The following is a 16670-nucleotide window of genomic DNA, read 5'->3' on the forward strand; positions in this document are numbered from 1 at the left end:
TCAAACTCCCGCAATCGCCTTCGCGAAATCTTCTGCCTCAAACGGTTCCAGATCGTCCACGCCTTCGCCAACGCCGATGAAATAAACCGGCAGCTTGTGCTTAGCAGCAATGGCAACGAGGATACCGCCGCGAGCCGTGCCATCCAATTTTGTCATAATCAGGCCATTCACACCCGCCACGTTGCGGAAAATCTCCACCTGGTTCATGGCGTTCTGGCCTGTCGTTGCATCAAGTGTTTGCAAGACAGTGTGCGGCGCGTCTGGATCAAGCTTGCCAAGCACACGCACGATCTTTTCAAGCTCGGCCATCAACTCTGTCTTGTTCTGCAAACGGCCGGCCGTATCGATAATCAGAACGTCGCTTTTTTTGGCCCGCGCCTGCTCATAGGCGTCATAGGCAAGGCCAGCAGCATCAGCGCCCAGCTTCGTCCCGATGAACTCAGAACCGGTACGATCCGCCCAGATTTTTAACTGTTCAATCGCCGCGGCACGGAACGTATCGCCTGCTGCCAGCATAACCTTGAGCCCGGAACCGGACAGTTTGGCCGCAAGCTTGCCAATGGTCGTGGTTTTGCCGGTACCATTGACACCCACCACCAGAATGACATGTGGTTTGTGATTGAGATCAAGCTGCAGCGGCTTGGCGACCGGGGTCAAAACCTTGGTGATTTCACCGGCCATAATGCGCGCCACATCCTCGCCGCTGACATCCTTGCCATAACGCTCGGACGACAATGCACCGGTGATGCGCATCGCAGTTTCGACGCCAAGGTCTGACTGGATCAGCAAATCTTCCAGCTCGTCCAGCGTGTCTTCGTCCAGCTTGCGCTTGGTGAACAACGCCGAGATCTGGCTGGTCAGTTGCGAAGAAGTCCGCGCCAATCCGGCACGAAGACGTTGAAACCATGTCAGCTTCTGCTGTGGTGTTTCTTCAACCGGCACAACAAGCTCGCTGGCTGTCGAAAATCCTTTCGGCAGCACAGTCGCAGCCGTTTCCGCAATCGCAGATGAAATAACTTGTTCTTCGGCCTCGACAACGGCCTCGGTCTTATCAGCCGTTGCTACCGGCTCGTCTTCAACGACCGGTTCATTATCGATGGCAAACGACGTTTCATCCTCTGCCGCTTCGGCTTCCGCTTCAACCTCGAGCAGCGAAAGAGGTACGACACCAATATCGCTCGCTTCCAATGCAGCAGGAAGCAGTGGCGCATCATCCGGTTCCGTCTGCGGTTCGACCTCGTCAGACTGCATCACTTCATCGGGAGCAGGGCCACCAGCGGTTTCGACCTCGACTTCAAGCACCGGGTCATCGACGGGAGAATGTTGCTGCGCTTCGGCCAAAGCCTGTTCGAAGGCAGCTTCGGAAGACTGCTCCTGTGGGCCATTTGGTTCAGCCTTATCGTCTTCGGCTTTGTCCTTGCCGAATGAAAAGACCTTTTTGATGAAGCCAAGGGCCATGACAGTTCCGTATCTTTTTCTCAGGCCGCGTTTGCAGCCAGAAGTTCCATTGTAAGGTGCTTGCCGTTGTGACCGGTAATCGTAACACGCGCAAGAGTGCGCGGCTCAAGCGATGGGGCTGCAACCAGCGTAAAATTATCGGTATGCGCAAAACCGTTGTTTTCAACCAGAATAGTCTGCGCGCTGCCAACCATATTTTGCAGATGACGAAGTTTTAGCGCCTCACCCCGCTCACGCAGTCTTGCCGCACGCTCTTTCACCAGACCACGGTCAAGCTGCGGCATGCGCGCTGCGGGTGTTCCGGCACGCGGACTGTAGGGAAAAATATGCAGATTGGAAATGCCGCACTCTTCCGCAAGTGTGGCAGCATTTTCGAACATATCTTCGGTTTCCGTGGGGAAACCGGCGATCATGTCAGCGCCAAACGCAATATCAGGCCGAAGAGCCCTTACCTCGTTGCAGAAACGAATGGCATCAGCGCGCAGATGACGGCGCTTCATACGTTTCAGGATCATGTCGTCGCCATGCTGCAGCGAGAGATGCAGATGCGGCATGAACCGTGGCTCATCGGCGATCAGATCCATCAAATGTTTGTCTGCTTCTATGCTGTCGATAGAAGACAGCCGCAAGCGCAAGATATCCGGCACCTGTTTCAGCAAGGTCTTGGCGAGATAACCAAGCGAAGGTTCACCCGGCAGATCGGCACCATAACTTGTGGCATCCACCCCGGTCAGCACGATTTCGCAGTAACCGCTTTCGGTCAGTTTGCGAGCCTGCTCCACCACAGCACCCATCGGCACCGAGCGAGAATTACCGCGACCATAGGGAATGATACAAAAGGTGCAGCGATGATCACAGCCATTCTGTACCTGAATAAACGCGCGAACGTGCCCGTCAATATGTTTGACCATCTGCGGCGCTGTCGCCTTGATGCTCATGATATCGTTGACGCGCAGTTTTTCTTCCGCAGACACACCAAAATCCGGAAGGGCGCGGTAGGAAGCGCTTTTCAGCTTTTCCTCATTACCGAGCACGGCATCCACCTCCGGCATGTCAGCAAAGGTCAGCTTCTCGGTCTGTGCAGCACAACCTGTGACAATGATGCGGGCGTGCGGATTGTCGCGGCGCACGCGCCGAATGGCCTGGCGCGCCTGACGCACAGCCTCGCCCGTCACGGCACAGGTATTGACCAAAACGGCATTGTTGAGCCCGGCTTTTTCCGCCTCGGCCTTCATCACTTCCGATTCATAGGTATTGAGACGACAGCCGAAGGTAATGACCTCGACGCCGCTCATTTTACTGAAGCCTCACTGGACGATGTCTCACTGGCTTCATCGCGCCGCCAAGTGCCATTCTGCGGATCAACGGCACCGGACCATTCCCATTCGGCAGGACCAGTCATGATGACATGGTCATCATCGCGCCATTCGATGGTCAGCGGCACACGGATCGGGCTTGAGGCAACATCGATGGTCACGGTACGCCCGGTTCTTCCCGTGCGTGCCGCGCTGACGCCGGCTGCACAGGCGGCAGAACCGCAGGCAAGCGTCAAGCCTGCACCACGCTCCCATGTGCGGGTGCGCAGTGATGCGTCTGACGTGACCTGCGCCAACGTTATATTGGCCTTTTCCGGAAACATCGGATGGTTCTCAAGCAGTGGACCGAAACGTTCCAGATCAAAATCCATCGGATCACGATCAACCCAGAAGATAGCATGTGGATTGCCCATCGACATCACAGCCGGCGAATGCAGGATGGGATTGTCGATCGGCCCGATCTGCAATTCGATGCGGCTGGTATCATGAAACTCCTCAGACAGAGGAATTTCCTGCCAGCCAAACCGGGGCTTGCCCATGTCGACGGAAATCATGCCATCCTCGTGTTCGACGGCATTCAGGATGCCGGCAACAGTCTGGAAGGTGAAGGTCTTTTTACCTGTTTCGGACGACAGCGCCTGCACCACACAGCGCGTACCATTGCCACATGCCTGCGCCTTGGTGCCATCACAGTTGAGAATATCGATATAAGCGTCGGTACCGGCAAGTTTGGGGTCATGGATCGCCATGATCTGATCGAACTGCGTGGCTGTATCCGCATTCAGCGCAATCGCAGCTTCCGGCGTGACATTGTCAGTACGGCCGCGCATATCGACAACCAGGATCTTGTTTCCAAGTCCATTCATCTTCGCAAATTCGACCGTGTGCGCCATAGCTCGTGTACCTGATAGAGAAAATGCCCGTCACAGAGATCAGGCTTATTTTGCCCTATATGGCGGAAAGTGCAGCAAATTACCAGCCTTGAGCCAACATGCATGGCATGCGTCAGCCGCGTATGACCATGGCTGCGAACAGTGGTTGGCCCTAATCCTGAAAAGGCCACTCACACAGGAACGTCAAAAACCTCACCGGGACGCATCGGTCGGAAACGGCTGTGCTCCAGCCCTTTTTCATTGAGCGCCAGTTGAAGCGCAAACACCGGTGCATCAATCGCCTCATCAGTCAGCTGAACGGTACCCCAGTGATGACCGCAGACATGCCGCGCATCACACAGCACCATGCCCTCCACCGCCTCTGCCGGGTTCTGGTGTTGCCCCTTCATGAACCAGCGTGGTTCGTAGGCACCAAACGGCAGGTTTGCCAGGCGAAACGCGCCATGTTTTTCCTTCACAGCCCGATAGTTGTTGCCCTGAAAGGAACCAGTATCGCCAATGTGATATATTTTACCGCCCGGTGTCTCGATGACAAACGCCGCCCAGAGCGCCATGCGCCGATCATTCAAGCCACGCGCAGACCAATGATGGCATGGCTCCACGTGAATTTTAACGCCGTTACCAGCGGTGATCACATCGCCCCAATCACCAACCTCTATCTTCGCATCAGGCACATCGGGCAGGATAATGCTGTCATTGCCCAGTGGCGTAATGAAGGTTGGTTTATGGGCAGCCTGCAATCGCTTCAAGGTCTCGATATCGAGATGGTCGTAATGATTATGTGTCACAAGAACGATGTCGATTGGCGGAAGATCCTCGAACACGATACCCGGCGGATTGACCCGCTTCGGGCCGGCGAAGGAAAAAGGGCTCGTCCGCTGCGACCACACCGGATCAGCCAGGATGTTCAGGCCGGCCGTCTGGATCAGGAAAGACGCGTGACCGACAAAGGTAATGCGCAAATCGGCGCCATTGACCCGCTGGTCCGGTTTTGCGGTCGGGTAAGGGCTGGGATAATCCTCCGGCCAAGTGGCCTTTGCACCGTTGGTGCGCCATTTCAAAAGATCAAAAAAATTCCCCGGAGGTTCACCACCGGGGTTGAAAAAACGTGTTCCGTCAAAGTGATCGGAAACCGGACCGTGATAATAACCAGCCGCCTTCGACTTGGTGGCGGCAAAAACACCACCCGCAGCAAGCGCGGCCAGAGCTGACAATCGAAAAAGGTTGCGACGTTTCATCGCGATGATATAGCCACGGCACCGGCTGTATTCAATGTGACGAGACCTCGCTTTGCCATCACATTGCCGGGAGTTATTGCCAAAGGCCTCTAAAACAGCTGAGAGCCTTGACTTTCCCATTACTTTCCTGTTTATCCGCACCGATTAGCTGGCAGTTTCAAGACTCCAAGCCACCGACCGGGACCCGAAAAGGTATAAAGAGATCCCGGAGGTCAACACCCGACAGCGCGTCGCGCCCTCGGGTGCTTTTTGGCTTTGCGTCTTGTTTTTGACAGCAAAAGCACCGACGTTTCGGAAACCCCGGAACGAAGAAGGAAGAAACGATGTTTGAAAACCTCCAGGACCGCCTTGGTTCCATTCTGAATGGACTGACCGGCCGTGGCGCGCTGTCGGAAGCCGATGTATCGGCTGCCCTGCGCGAGGTTCGCCGCGCGCTTTTGGAAGCCGACGTGGCGCTGGAAGTCGTACGTTCCTTCACGGACAAGGTGCGTGAAAAGGCAGTTGGCGCTTCCGTTCTGAAGTCCATCAAGCCCGGCCAGATGGTTGTGAAGATCGTTCACGACGAACTGGTTGAAATGCTGGGTTCCGAAGGTGTTTCAATCGACCTTCATGCTCCGGCCCCTGTTGTTATCATGATGGTGGGTCTGCAGGGTTCTGGTAAGACAACCACCACCGGTAAGATCGCCAAGCGCCTGACCGATCGTGAGAAGAAGAAGGTGCTGATGGCATCTCTCGACACGCGTCGTCCGGCCGCCCAGGAACAGCTGCGCCAGCTTGGCGTACAGACCGGCATCGACACCCTGCCTGTCATCGCCGGACAGTCCCCGACAGATATCGCCGCACGCGCCGTTCAGGCTGCGAAACTTGGCGGCCATGACGTCGTCATCCTCGATACGGCTGGCCGTACCCACATCGACGAACCGTTGATGTTGGAAATGGCCGATATCAAGAAGAAGTCCAATCCGCATGAAATCCTGTTGGTTGCCGACAGCTTGACCGGTCAGGACGCCGTCAATCTTGCCCGCAATTTCGATGAGCGCGTTGGCATCACCGGCCTTGTCCTGACCCGTATGGACGGTGATGGCCGCGGCGGTGCAGCCCTTTCGATGCGCGCTGTTACCGGCAAGCCGATCAAGCTGATTGGTACGGGCGAGCGTATGGGCGAACTGGATGAATTCCATCCACGCCGTATCGCAGACCGTATTCTCGGCATGGGCGACATTGTTTCGCTGGTTGAAAAAGCCGCTGAGAACATCGACGCCGAAAAAGCCCGCGCCATGGCCGAAAAAATGGCCAAGGGCAAATTCGACCTTAACGACCTTGCTGACCAGCTTGCCCAGATGAAAAAGATGGGCGGCATGGGCGGCATAATGGGTCTGATGCCCGGCATGGCAGGCATGAAGGACAAGATGGCTTCGGCCGGTCTGAACGACAAGATGTTCGACCGCCAGATCGCCATTATCTCCTCGATGACCAAGGCTGAGCGTGCCAATCCTGATATGCTCAAGCATAGCCGCAAAAAGCGTATCGCTGCCGGTTCCGGCACGGATGCCGCCGAAATAAACAAGCTGCTCAAGATGCATCGCGGCATGGCCGATATGATGAAAGCCATGGGCGGTAAAGGCAAGGGCGGCATCATGAAGCAGATGATGGGCGGCCTTGCAGGTAAGATGGGCCTTGGCGGCATGGGTGGAATGGGCGGCATGCCTGATCTCGCCAACATGGACCCCAAGCAGCTTGAAGCCTTGCAGAAGCAGGCCGAAGCCGCAGGACTGACCAAACCAGGTGCAATGCCAGGCCTCGGTGGCCTGCCAGGCGGACTTCCCGGTCTGGGCGGCGGTGGATTGCCCGGCCTTGGTGGAATTCCCGGCCTACCCGGCTTTCCGAAGAAGAAGTGAGTGCGATCATGACCAATTCTGAAGTGAAAGCCCAGCTCGCAGAATACCGCCAGTCCATCGACAACATCGATGCGGCACTGGTCCATGTTCTGGCTGAACGGTTCCGCTGCACCAAGGCAGTCGGTGTCCTGAAAGCCAAGTACGAATTGCCGCCGGCAGATCCGGCGCGCGAAGAATACCAGATCGAACGCCTTCGCCGTCTGGCAAAGGATGCCAATCTGGATCCGGATTTCGCCGAGAAGTTCTTGAACTTCATCATCAAGGAAGTCATCCGGCATCATGAAGCAATCGCTGCCGAACATGGCAGCAACGAAAAGACCGCCTGATAGGCGGACACGACATCTCAAGGAGTAAATGACATGACACTTAAAATTCGTCTCGCACGCGGTGGTTCCAAGAAGCGCCCTTACTACCAGATCGTAGTTGCTGACGCTCGTTCGCCACGCGACGGCCGTTTCCTCGAAAAGGTTGGTTCCTGGAACCCAATGCTGGCCAAGGACAACCCACTGCGCATCGAACTGAACGCTGACCTGGTGAAGACCTGGCTCGAAAAGGGCGCACAGCCAACCGACCGCGTTCTGCGCTTCCTGAACGAAGCTGGCATTGCTGAGCGTGCAACACGCAGCAACCCAGACAAGGCAAAGCCAGGCAAGAAGGCTCTGGAGCGTATTGCTGAGAAGAAGCAGAAGGCTGAAGACGCCGCTGCTGCTGCTGCAGAAGCTTCTGCTGCCGAATAAGTCCGGCATTTATGCATCAAAAAGCGGGTGGCATGGTTCATGCTGCCCGTTTTTGTTTTGAAAAACTTGAGCCATCGACGTTTTAAAAGCGCAACCGGCCGGGTTTCAGGCATTTTTTGTTTCAATTTGGAATGCATGCTTTTACAAGCATCTTCATCAACATTCTCCAACGGACGAGCCCATGGCAAAGCTGGAAAACCCGATTCTGATGGCCAAGATCGGCGCGGCGCAAGGCCTGCGCGGTGAAGTGCGCGTCAGCTCCTATACAGACGACGCTATGGCGCTCGGCGATTACGGCAACCTCGTAGCGGCTGACGGACGTGTTTTCGAAATTCTCGAAATGCGCGAGAACAAGACGGTGGTAATCGTCAGGTTCCGTGGCATCAACGACCGCAATGCGGCAGAAGCCCTGAACGGTCTTGAGCTTTTCATCGATCGGGAAAATCTGCCTGACGACGAACTTGATGATGACGAGTTTTTCTACACCGATCTGGAAGGGCTTGAAGCCGTTGACGCCGATGGCAAGAGCTATGGTTCGGTCACCGCCGTTCATGACTTTGGCGCTGGCGACCTTTTGGAGTTGAAAGGTGCGGGAAGACGCCCTGCCCTTATTCCTTTCTCGGAAGCGGCGGTTCTGGAAATCGATCTCGAAGCTGGCAAGATCCTCATTGACCCGATGGCCGCCGGACTGATCGATAACCCCGATGATGGCAAGGACGATCCTGACCATCCGGTTTTCGGCAAGAAGAAATAACATGACTTTCAAGGCCACCGTCCTGACACTCTACCCGGAAATGTTTCCGGGACATTTGGGCTACTCACTCGCTGGCAAGGCGCTTGAGCGTGAACAGTGGTCGTTGGAAACGGTGCAGATCCGCGAATTTGCAACAGACAAACATCGCAGCGTGGATGACACGCCCGCAGGCGGTGGTGCCGGAATGGTGTTGAAGCCGGACGTTCTGGCACGGGCCATTGATCACGTCTCGCAGGATGATAACAGACCACGTCTGTTGATGAGCCCACGCGGCAAACCTCTAACACAGGAGCGCGTGCGCCAACTGGCCGAGGCAGAAGGCGCCATTATCGTTTGCGGTCGCTTTGAAGGCATCGACCAGCGCGTCATCGATGCCCGCAATCTCGAAGAGGTCTGCATTGGCGATTACATCCTGTCCGGCGGTGAACCGGCAGCGCTAACGCTTCTGGATGCGGTGGTGCGTATCCTGCCAGGCGTGATGGGCAACGACCTCTCTGGCGTGCATGAGAGTTTCGAGGGCGGCCTGTTGGAACACCCGCACTATACCCGTCCTCAGGTTTGGGAAGAGCGCGATATTCCCGCTGTTCTGACCTCCGGAAACCACGCTGTCATTGAAAAATGGCGACGCGAACAGGCACTCGCCCTGACACGCGAACGTCGGCCTGATCTTCTGCCTAAGACACTCAAAGCGTGAAGAAATAATACCCTATCAGCATGGTTCCGACGGCAACGACAAGCAGGCGCACCAGCCATTGCGGCACACGTCTTGCGATATGAACGCCGACATATCCGCCGATCGCAGCACCCGGGATCATCACCAGCGCCGCCATCCATGAGACAACGCCTCCGCTGACAAAAACAACAATTGCGATAAAGGCAACGACGACCGACAGCAGGTTTTTCAACGCGTTCATGTAGTGATAGCTGCCACCCGTCGTCAGGCCGAGGACGGCCAACATCATGATGCCAAGACCGGCGCTGAAAAAGCCGCCGTAGATGGACACCAATCCCTGACACAGCACACTGGACAGGTTACCCGCCGAACGCTCCGTGCTGGATTTGGGTCTCAGCCACGGACCAGCGGCAAAAAGCACGGTTGCAGCAAGCAACAGCCAGGGCACCAGTTGCCGGAAGGAACTGTTGTCCAGCGACAGCAAGAGAAGCGCACCCATCAATGCGCCAATCACTGAGACGATGCACAACACAACGGCCTCGCGCCAATGACGCCTGATTTCCGGGAGGTAGGCGATGGCCGAGGTGACATAGCCTGGAAACTGGACGATCGCGGATGTAGCATTGGCCGAGATAGGCGTGATGCCAGCCAGTGTCATGGCACCAAATGTCAAAAACGTGCCACCACCGGCAATGGCATTGGCTATGCCGGCAAAAAGCCCTGTCGCAAATAAAAGAACTGCCATAAAGATCGACATGGAACCTCTCCCGGGAATGGGCATGCCATATAGCGTGCTTTTGGGCCTCGCAATCCATGCTGAACCGGCCTTTGGTGATAAATATTGCGTTTAATGGGATGACAAATGCGCCACTTTGCTGTATGTGCGCCCGTGGAAATGGGAAATATCCCTTAACCGCAAGCAAAGAATGGTGAATTCGCTCCTGCCGCAAGGCAAACCCTCAAGGCTTTGATCCAAGAGGACTACGTTGAGCGCTCTGGCTGTTTCAGAAGAAATCAGAGGTTAATATGACTAACATTATCGAACAGCTGGAAGCCGAACAGGCCGCCAAGATTGCTGCCAAGCGCACCCTGCCTGAGTTCTCCCCAGGTGACACCGTTCGCGTTAATGTACGCGTTACGGAAGGTACCCGTACACGCGTACAGGCTTACGAAGGCGTCGTTATCGCCCGTTCCGGCGGTGGCATCAATGAGAGCTTCACAGTTCGCAAGATCTCCTACGGCGAAGGCGTTGAGCGCGTATTCCCGATGTACTCTCCGCTGGTTGAAGGCGTTGAAGTTGTTCGTCGCGGTAAGGTTCGTCGCGCGAAGCTGTACTACCTGCGCGACCGTCGCGGTAAGTCTGCACGTATCATTGAAAACACTGGTACACGCGCTCGCAAGCTGAACGACGCTGAGCGTCAGGCAATTGCCGAAGAAAAGGCACGTCTGGAAGCTGAAAAGGTTGCAGCAGCACAGGCTCTGGCCGCCGAAAAGGCAGCAGCAGACGCCGCTGAAGCAAAGGCTGCGGAAGAAGCAGCAAAGGCAGCAGAAGCAGCTGCTGAATAAGATTTCGAATGAGGCCTCGGCCTCGTTCTGGATATCGGAAGGCCGCACCGGAAACGGGGCGGCCTTTTTTATTTGCGCTAACGAGGTGCTTTGAGCACGAAAATACCCCGAAAATCATGACGGGAGGCACTAATCGCCTATTATCACGCTTTTTTGCCTTTTATCCTGCGTTCTGAGCACTAAATATGAGTTCGAACCGCAAACAAGTTATTGAAACAAAAGGCAAGCAACGCATGACGGCTCGAACAATCCTTCTTGTTGACGACGATGATGACCTGCGTGAGACGCTGAGCGAGCAGTTGTCGCCCTATGAGGAGTTCTCGCTGCTGACGGGCGCAAACGCTGCCAAGGCCATCCAGACGGTCAAAGACGCGCAGGTTGACTTGCTGATCATGGATGTCGGCCTGCCTGACATGGATGGGCGTGAAGCGGTCAAATTGATGCGCAAGGGCGGCTTCAAGGCGCCAATCATCATGCTGACAGGCCATGACACCGATTCCGATACAATCCTCGGTCTCGAGGCTGGCGCCAACGACTACGTCACCAAACCGTTCCGCTTTGCGGTGCTGCTGGCGCGCATCCGCGCACAATTGCGCCAGTACGAGCAGAGTGAAGACGCCGTCTTTACCGTTGGTCCTTACCAATTCAAGCCCAGCCAGAAGCTTCTGACGACGGAAGACAACAAGAAGATCCGCCTGACAGAAAAAGAAGCGGCGATCATCCGTTATCTTTACAGAGCCGGAAATGCGGTTGTTACCCGCGACGTTCTGCTAGAAGAGGTCTGGGGCTATAACTCCGGTGTGACCACTCATACTTTGGAAACACACGTCTACCGCCTGCGCCAGAAGATTGAACGCGATCCTTCCAACGCCGAAATCCTCATTACCGAAAACGGCGGCTACAAGATCGTTCCCTGAACTTTGCGTTCGGAAGTGCGACCGACACATCAGATCGCACTACAAGCGCAGGAAAACGATATGACAGTGCGTTTCCATACCTTTCTCGGGCTGGAAATGCACTGCGTTTTGGTGTTTTGATGCGAGCAATATTTCTTTAAAAAACGCAACGCATTGCGGAGCAGGTTATGGCATTGATGGAAGACATTCGGCTGCTTTCGCAGGTCCCACTGTTTGCGGGCCTCAGCGAAGATCAGTTGCGGCTGATCGCCTTTGGTGCCGAGCGTCGACGGGTGTCGACGGGTCAGTTGCTGTTTCGCGAAAACTCACCGGCCGAATGCGCTTTTCTGGTGATCAAGGGATTGTTTGAACTGTCCAACATGGGGCGTGGCGGAAAGCCTGTTCTGGCAACACGGTCGGGTGAAGGCACGCTTCTGTCGGAACTCGCACTGTTTACGCTGTGTGAACGTAAATTTACGGCCGTAGCAGCAGAAGATTCAGAGGTTATCAGGATAACCCGCACCCTCTTCCACCGTCTGGTCGAAGAATATCCTGATGTGGCCGACATGGTTATCGCACGTATTCGCGATAACCTCGCATCGCTGGCATCAGGTGCGGCGGCCATGCAGCACCGTTTTAACTGACAAAACCGCTCAGTCAGCCGACACTATGCTCAAAACTTGAAATGGGCCGTCACCGGAACGTGGTCGGACGGCCGGTTCCAGCCGCGTGCTTCGCGCAGGATCTCGATCTTGTTCAGCGATGGGCCAAGATCCGGAGATGACCAGATATGGTCCAGACGACGGCCACGGTTGGCCACATCCCATTCCTTGGCACGGTAACTCCACCACGTGTAGATCTTTTCGCTGTCCGGTACGTTAAGGCGCATCAGGTCCAGCCAGTCGCCTTTCTTCATCACATCCAGCAACCCTTCGGTTTCGACAGGTGTGTGGCTGACGATCTTCAAAAGCTGCTTGTGTGACCAGACGTCATTCTCCAGTGGCGCGATGTTCAGATCACCGACCAGAATGGACGAAAGTCCCGGACCGGAATTGGACTTCAGCACCTTCATCTCCTCGATAAAATCCAGCTTGTGACCGAATTTCGGGTTGATGCTGCGATCCGGCTCATCGCCACCAGCCGGCACATAAAAATTATGAACGCGAATCCGACGTGAACCGGCTTCAACGATTGCTGAGACATGACGGGCATCACCCACGCCACAATAGTCTTGACGGTGATCTTCGCTCAGCGGCAGCTTGGAGGCAATCGCCACGCCGTGGTAGCCCTTTTGGCCGTGGATCATCACATGTTCATATCCAAGCGCCTTGAGCGGCTTCAGAGGAAACTCACCATTGGGACATTTCGTTTCCTGAAGGCATAGAACATCGGGCTGGTAACGGACAAGAAACTGTTCAACGATCGGCATGCGCAACCGCACGGAATTGATGTTCCAGGTGGTTATCGAAAATGTCATGAATTGCTCCGCGTTCCCATGCACTGGCAATGCCAGTAACCCTTGCGGCAGGCTTACACTATCGAACCGGAAACCTGAACAAAAAAGGCGGCCTAAAGCCGCCTTTCCGTGCAACAGTGCAAAACCGCCAGCAGCTTATTTGCCGCGGCGACGCACTTCATCGTAATTGATGTTGAACACACGCTTGTCGAAGTCGACACCGGTCTGAACATTAAAGATCATCACCGTGGTGTCCTTGTTCTGGGTGTCAGTGGTCGTCCATTGGCGCAGATCGAAGGTTTTCGGGTCAAACATCAATGTAATTGTTGCTTCACCAAAAATGCTCTTGTCACCAAGCACGATGGTGGTGAGGTCTGGCTCTTCCTTGACGTTCTTGACCTTGTCGTTGGACAGGTCGATCTTGTTGGACAAAAGCAGGCTGAGTGGTGTCTTGGACAGCGGGTAAATATCCCAGGTCTTCAGCTTCATATTGCCGATGACGACATTGTTGCCATCAGAGATAACACGCATTGGCGATGGGTCTTCATAATTGAAGCGCAATTTGCCAGGCCGCTCGATGTAAAACTTGCCACCGGTCTGTTCGCCACGCGGACCAAACTGCACAAATTCACCCATCATGGTTTTGACGGAGGAAAAGTGATTGGCAATCTTCTGGGCGGTTGCGTTGGCCGGGGCCTGCGCCAAAGCAGCAACCGGCGAAAGCCCGACTGCGGCAAACACACCCGCCATGGAAACGGCTGACAACAATCCACGACGTGTAACGCCCGATTGTTCCAGGCCTTCATTCGTGTCACGGACCGGTGTGATTTCGTTCATACTATTCTCCTTCATCGCTCACCCAAATGCCTTGAAAAGGCGGCAGCTTCATGACGTTTCAGGTTAACAAACGTTCATGCTGCCCAAGGGGTTGCGCAGATTTATCGCTCGATGATGTCGGCTTCCGTCGGCACGAGAATTTCGCGCTTGCCGGCATGGTTCGCCGGACCGATGACGCCTTCCTTTTCCATACGTTCGATCAGTGAAGCAGCGCGGTTATAACCGATACCAAGACGACGCTGGATGTAGGACGTCGATGCCTTGCCATCCCGCAGAACCACGGCAACGGCCTGATCGTAAGGATCTTCCGAATCCGCAAGGTTGCTGGTTCCGGCAGGTCCACCACCGGCACCACCGTCTTCATCTTCATCGATGGTGATGGCTTCGAGATATTCCGGTGCACCCTGTGTCTTCAGATAGGCAACGATTTCCTCGACTTCATTGTCCGATACGAAAGGACCGTGAACACGCTGGATACGTCCGCCGCCCGCCATGTAAAGCATGTCACCCATGCCAAGAAGTTGCTCGGCGCCCTGCTCTCCAAGGATCGTGCGACTGTCGATTTTCGACGTGACCTGGAAGGAGATACGGGTAGGGAAGTTGGCCTTGATCGTACCGGTAATAACGTCAACAGATGGGCGCTGTGTTGCCATGATAACGTGGATACCAGCAGCACGGGCCATCTGTGCCAGACGCTGTACGGCGCCTTCAATGTCCTTGCCAGCGACCATCATCAGGTCGGCCATTTCGTCGATGATCACAACGATATAGGGGATCGGCTTGAGATCGAACTCTTCCGTTTCATAGATCGCTTCGCCGGTCTGGCGGTCAAAGCCCGTCTGAACTGTACGTGTCAACACTTCACCCTTGTCCAGCGCCTGCTGAACACGCGAGTTGAAGCCATCGATGTTACGCACACCGATCTTCGACATCTTCTTGTAACGTTCTTCCATCTCGCGCACGGTCCACTTGAGCGCGACAACGGCTTTCTTAGGATCGGTCACCACCGGCGACAGCAGGTGCGGAATACCGTCGTAGACAGACAATTCCAACATCTTCGGGTCAATCATGATCAGACGGCACTGCTCTGGGGACAAACGGTAGAGCAAGGACAGGATCATGGTGTTGATGGCAACAGACTTACCCGAACCGGTCGTACCAGCCACCAGCAGGTGAGGCATCTTGGCAAGGTCGGCGATAACAGGTTCACCGCCAATGGTCTTGCCGAGCGACATGGCGAGCTTTGCCTTGCTGCCCTCGAAATCACGGCTGCCGATCAGTTCGCGCAGATAAACCGTTTCACGGCTGTGGTTCGGCAATTCGATACCGATGGCATTCCGGCCGGGGACCACGGCGACACGCGCTGCGATCGCACTCATTGAGCGGGCAATATCGTCGGCAAGGCCGATAACACGCGACGATTTGATACCTGGCGCAGGCTCCAGTTCATAAAGCGTAACAACAGGACCCGGGCGGACATGGATGATTTCACCCTTAACGCCAAAGTCTTCCAAAACACCTTCCAGCATGCGGGCATTCTGCTCGAGCATTTCTTCGCTGAGCGTATGGTCACGCACCACACCCTTTGGCTCTGCCAGAAGATGAACCGAGGGAAGCTGGAAGCCATCAGGATCGATAAAAGATGCCTGTGCCTCACGCATGACCCGCGCACTTGGCTGCGGACGCGTAACCTGCGGCGTTACACGCAACGGGTTTTTCTGACCATTGGCCGGGCGTGGTGTACCTGCCACGAAGTTTTCTGCCTGCATGTCGAGATCATCATCATCGTCATCCGCAGACAGGATACCTGCAGGAAGACGGCGTTCATCGACATCAAATGGTGGCTCGTCATCCTCTTCATCACCAATCGAGATTGGCGGCGGCGCAACGACGCGACGTTCGGACTGTGCACGCGCTTCTGCACGCTGCTCGAACGAAGGTTCGGTGCGCTGCGTTATGCGGGCTGGTTGCGCCGGGATATGACGGGCGGGTGCTTCATCCGCGACAAGATCATCGTCTTCGTCGTTGAAGTCATAAGGCTGCTCGAAATCATTGCGGAAAGACGCACGTGGTTTGATGCCGAAAATGCGGCGTGCCCGCGCCTGCGTAATGTACCAGTAGTGGGCAGCAGCGCCGATTGGCAGAATACGGTAGAGGAAACTTTCGCCATCATCCTCATCGTCTTCTTCCATGTCACGCAAGCTGCGCGCCTTGCTGGCCGAGACTACGGCAGGCTTTTCGTCTTCTTCATCTTCATCGGCCTGCGCACCGGTAATGATGCCTGAGGCAAACAACAGCATCCACGTCGCCGGTACAGCAAAAATGCAACCGATGATCATGGCGAAGGTACCGGTAGGGTACGCACCGATGAACAGGGCTGGAAAACGCAGGATCATGTCACCGATCACCCCGCCAATGCCATTCGGCAGCGGCCAGGTGGCGGGTGCGGTAAAACAGCCAATCGCAGCGGCAGACACGAATGCACCACCAAGCCAGGCGGCAACCCGCGCCGAAATACGCCGCAGCCGTCGACCCGAGATCATGCAGAATGACCACGCCAGTATCGGCAGCAAACTGACGATTGCCGACAGGCCGAAGAACTGCATCAGAAGATCGGCAAAGGCCGCACCGCTATAACCGAGAATGTTGGTCGGTTGATTCGATGTTGCGTATGACAAGCTCGGATCAGAAACGTTCCACGTCGCCAGAGCGGCAACAGCCAGCGCAAGCGCGATAAAAACAGTGAAACCAGCAAGCGCAATGATCTGACGCATCAGAAATGCGCTTAGCGCAAAGCGATGCGGACCGTCGTCCCAAGCCGGAGAATTCATTTTTCCCATGTCCTGAACCCGTAAATTCGCAGTCCCACAGGCAAGGACGCCCATAGACACAATTCCAGATGACAGGTCAAAATATCTGATGGAGGGTTAACGCCGCATTAACCATGG

Annotated in this window: 16 protein-coding genes; 8 read left to right on the top strand and 8 right to left on the bottom strand. The window is 55.4% G+C overall.

Annotated elements, in window-relative coordinates:
• The 4 genes from ftsY to IB237_RS19925 all read right to left on the bottom strand — a co-directional run bounded on the left by ftsY (position 1) and on the right by IB237_RS19925 (position 4905).
• Positions 1 to 1458: a signal recognition particle-docking protein FtsY gene (gene ftsY, locus IB237_RS19910; RefSeq protein WP_192490461.1), complete on the bottom strand. Its 1458-nt coding sequence runs from the start codon at positions 1456 to 1458 to the stop codon at positions 1 to 3.
• Between the two features lie 20 nt (positions 1459 to 1478).
• A complete protein-coding gene (gene mtaB, locus IB237_RS19915; RefSeq protein ID WP_192490462.1) occupies positions 1479 to 2753 on the bottom strand; it encodes a tRNA (N(6)-L-threonylcarbamoyladenosine(37)-C(2))-methylthiotransferase MtaB in 1275 nt (424 codons plus the stop codon).
• Positions 2750 to 3667 (bottom strand): diaminopimelate epimerase, encoded by a 918-nt coding sequence (dapF, locus tag IB237_RS19920; protein ID WP_192490463.1) that lies wholly within the window; start codon positions 3665 to 3667, stop codon positions 2750 to 2752. Before dapF ends, mtaB begins: the two co-directional genes overlap by 4 nt.
• A gap of 170 nt (positions 3668 to 3837) precedes the next feature.
• On the bottom strand, positions 3838 to 4905 hold the full coding sequence (locus tag IB237_RS19925) for an MBL fold metallo-hydrolase (RefSeq protein WP_192490464.1): 1068 nt from the start codon (positions 4903 to 4905) through the stop codon (positions 3838 to 3840).
• Between the two features lie 323 nt (positions 4906 to 5228).
• On the opposite strand from IB237_RS19925, the gene ffh reads away from it, so the two are divergent.
• The 5 genes from ffh to trmD all read left to right on the top strand — a co-directional run bounded on the left by ffh (position 5229) and on the right by trmD (position 8988).
• Positions 5229 to 6803, top strand: coding sequence for a signal recognition particle protein (ffh, locus tag IB237_RS19930; protein WP_192490465.1), 1575 nt, complete (start codon positions 5229 to 5231; stop codon positions 6801 to 6803).
• A gap of 8 nt (positions 6804 to 6811) precedes the next feature.
• Positions 6812 to 7129, top strand: coding sequence for a chorismate mutase (locus IB237_RS19935; RefSeq protein WP_192490466.1), 318 nt, complete (start codon positions 6812 to 6814; stop codon positions 7127 to 7129).
• A 33-nt stretch (positions 7130 to 7162) separates the two neighbouring features.
• Positions 7163 to 7540, top strand: coding sequence for a 30S ribosomal protein S16 (rpsP, locus tag IB237_RS19940; RefSeq protein WP_192490467.1), 378 nt, complete (start codon positions 7163 to 7165; stop codon positions 7538 to 7540).
• Positions 7541 to 7721: 181 nt separating this feature from the next.
• Positions 7722 to 8294, top strand: a complete 573-nt coding sequence (rimM, locus tag IB237_RS19945) for a ribosome maturation factor RimM (RefSeq protein ID WP_192490468.1) — start codon at positions 7722 to 7724, stop codon at positions 8292 to 8294.
• Position 8295: 1 nt separating this feature from the next.
• The gene (gene trmD, locus IB237_RS19950; RefSeq protein WP_192490469.1) at positions 8296 to 8988 is read left to right on the top strand and encodes a tRNA (guanosine(37)-N1)-methyltransferase TrmD; all 693 of its coding nucleotides are present in this window, start codon (positions 8296 to 8298) and stop codon (positions 8986 to 8988) included.
• On the opposite strand, the gene IB237_RS19955 is transcribed toward trmD, so the two are convergent.
• Positions 8978 to 9724: a sulfite exporter TauE/SafE family protein gene (locus IB237_RS19955; protein ID WP_192490470.1), complete on the bottom strand. Its 747-nt coding sequence runs from the start codon at positions 9722 to 9724 to the stop codon at positions 8978 to 8980. The genes trmD and IB237_RS19955 overlap by 11 nt on opposite strands.
• 269 nt (positions 9725 to 9993) lie before the next feature.
• On the opposite strand from IB237_RS19955, the gene rplS reads away from it, so the two are divergent.
• The 3 genes from rplS to IB237_RS19970 all read left to right on the top strand — a co-directional run bounded on the left by rplS (position 9994) and on the right by IB237_RS19970 (position 12073).
• On the top strand, positions 9994 to 10533 hold the full coding sequence (rplS, locus tag IB237_RS19960) for a 50S ribosomal protein L19 (protein WP_192490471.1): 540 nt from the start codon (positions 9994 to 9996) through the stop codon (positions 10531 to 10533).
• A gap of 233 nt (positions 10534 to 10766) precedes the next feature.
• Positions 10767 to 11450, top strand: a complete 684-nt coding sequence (locus IB237_RS19965) for a response regulator transcription factor (RefSeq protein WP_192490472.1) — start codon at positions 10767 to 10769, stop codon at positions 11448 to 11450.
• A gap of 167 nt (positions 11451 to 11617) precedes the next feature.
• Positions 11618 to 12073 carry a cyclic nucleotide-binding domain-containing protein gene (locus IB237_RS19970; RefSeq protein WP_192490473.1) on the top strand — a complete coding sequence of 152 codons (456 nt, stop codon included), beginning with the start codon at positions 11618 to 11620 and terminating at the stop codon, positions 12071 to 12073.
• A gap of 29 nt (positions 12074 to 12102) precedes the next feature.
• Here the strand turns inward: IB237_RS19970 and IB237_RS19975 are convergent, their stop codons facing one another.
• From IB237_RS19975 to IB237_RS19985, 3 genes are all read right to left on the bottom strand, one after another.
• The gene (locus IB237_RS19975) at positions 12103 to 12906 is read right to left on the bottom strand and encodes an exodeoxyribonuclease III (protein ID WP_192490474.1); all 804 of its coding nucleotides are present in this window, start codon (positions 12904 to 12906) and stop codon (positions 12103 to 12105) included.
• A 135-nt stretch (positions 12907 to 13041) separates the two neighbouring features.
• A complete protein-coding gene (locus IB237_RS19980; RefSeq protein ID WP_246788124.1) occupies positions 13042 to 13722 on the bottom strand; it encodes an outer membrane lipoprotein carrier protein LolA in 681 nt (226 codons plus the stop codon).
• Positions 13723 to 13823: 101 nt separating this feature from the next.
• The gene (locus IB237_RS19985) at positions 13824 to 16553 is read right to left on the bottom strand and encodes a DNA translocase FtsK (RefSeq protein WP_192490476.1); all 2730 of its coding nucleotides are present in this window, start codon (positions 16551 to 16553) and stop codon (positions 13824 to 13826) included.
• Positions 16554 to 16670: the final 117 nt, after the last annotated feature.

It is taken from the genome of Agrobacterium sp. AGB01, assembly GCF_014851585.1.
Taxonomy (GTDB): Bacteria; Pseudomonadota; Alphaproteobacteria; order Rhizobiales; family Rhizobiaceae; genus Agrobacterium.

Excerpts from the sequence above, each read along its gene's own strand:
- IB237_RS19980 (WP_246788124.1), bottom strand. The coding sequence starts at position 13,722 with ATGAACGAAATCACACCGGTCCGTGACACGAATGAAGGCCTGGAACAA.
- rplS (WP_192490471.1), top strand. The coding sequence starts at position 9,994 with ATGACTAACATTATCGAACAGCTGGAAGCCGAACAGGCCGCCAAGATT.
- ftsY (WP_192490461.1), bottom strand. The coding sequence starts at position 1,458 with ATGGCCCTTGGCTTCATCAAAAAGGTCTTTTCATTCGGCAAGGACAAA.
- IB237_RS19985 (WP_192490476.1), bottom strand. The coding sequence starts at position 16,553 with ATGAATTCTCCGGCTTGGGACGACGGTCCGCATCGCTTTGCGCTAAGC.
- dapF (WP_192490463.1), bottom strand. The coding sequence starts at position 3,667 with ATGGCGCACACGGTCGAATTTGCGAAGATGAATGGACTTGGAAACAAG.
- IB237_RS19970 (WP_192490473.1), top strand. The coding sequence starts at position 11,618 with ATGGCATTGATGGAAGACATTCGGCTGCTTTCGCAGGTCCCACTGTTT.
- ffh (WP_192490465.1), top strand. The coding sequence starts at position 5,229 with ATGTTTGAAAACCTCCAGGACCGCCTTGGTTCCATTCTGAATGGACTG.
- IB237_RS19965 (WP_192490472.1), top strand. The coding sequence starts at position 10,767 with ATGACGGCTCGAACAATCCTTCTTGTTGACGACGATGATGACCTGCGT.
- mtaB (WP_192490462.1), bottom strand. The coding sequence starts at position 2,753 with ATGAGCGGCGTCGAGGTCATTACCTTCGGCTGTCGTCTCAATACCTAT.
- IB237_RS19975 (WP_192490474.1), bottom strand. The coding sequence starts at position 12,906 with ATGACATTTTCGATAACCACCTGGAACATCAATTCCGTGCGGTTGCGC.
- rpsP (WP_192490467.1), top strand. The coding sequence starts at position 7,163 with ATGACACTTAAAATTCGTCTCGCACGCGGTGGTTCCAAGAAGCGCCCT.
- IB237_RS19955 (WP_192490470.1), bottom strand. The coding sequence starts at position 9,724 with ATGTCGATCTTTATGGCAGTTCTTTTATTTGCGACAGGGCTTTTTGCC.
- rimM (WP_192490468.1), top strand. The coding sequence starts at position 7,722 with ATGGCAAAGCTGGAAAACCCGATTCTGATGGCCAAGATCGGCGCGGCG.
- IB237_RS19925 (WP_192490464.1), bottom strand. The coding sequence starts at position 4,905 with ATGAAACGTCGCAACCTTTTTCGATTGTCAGCTCTGGCCGCGCTTGCT.
- IB237_RS19935 (WP_192490466.1), top strand. The coding sequence starts at position 6,812 with ATGACCAATTCTGAAGTGAAAGCCCAGCTCGCAGAATACCGCCAGTCC.
- trmD (WP_192490469.1), top strand. The coding sequence starts at position 8,296 with ATGACTTTCAAGGCCACCGTCCTGACACTCTACCCGGAAATGTTTCCG.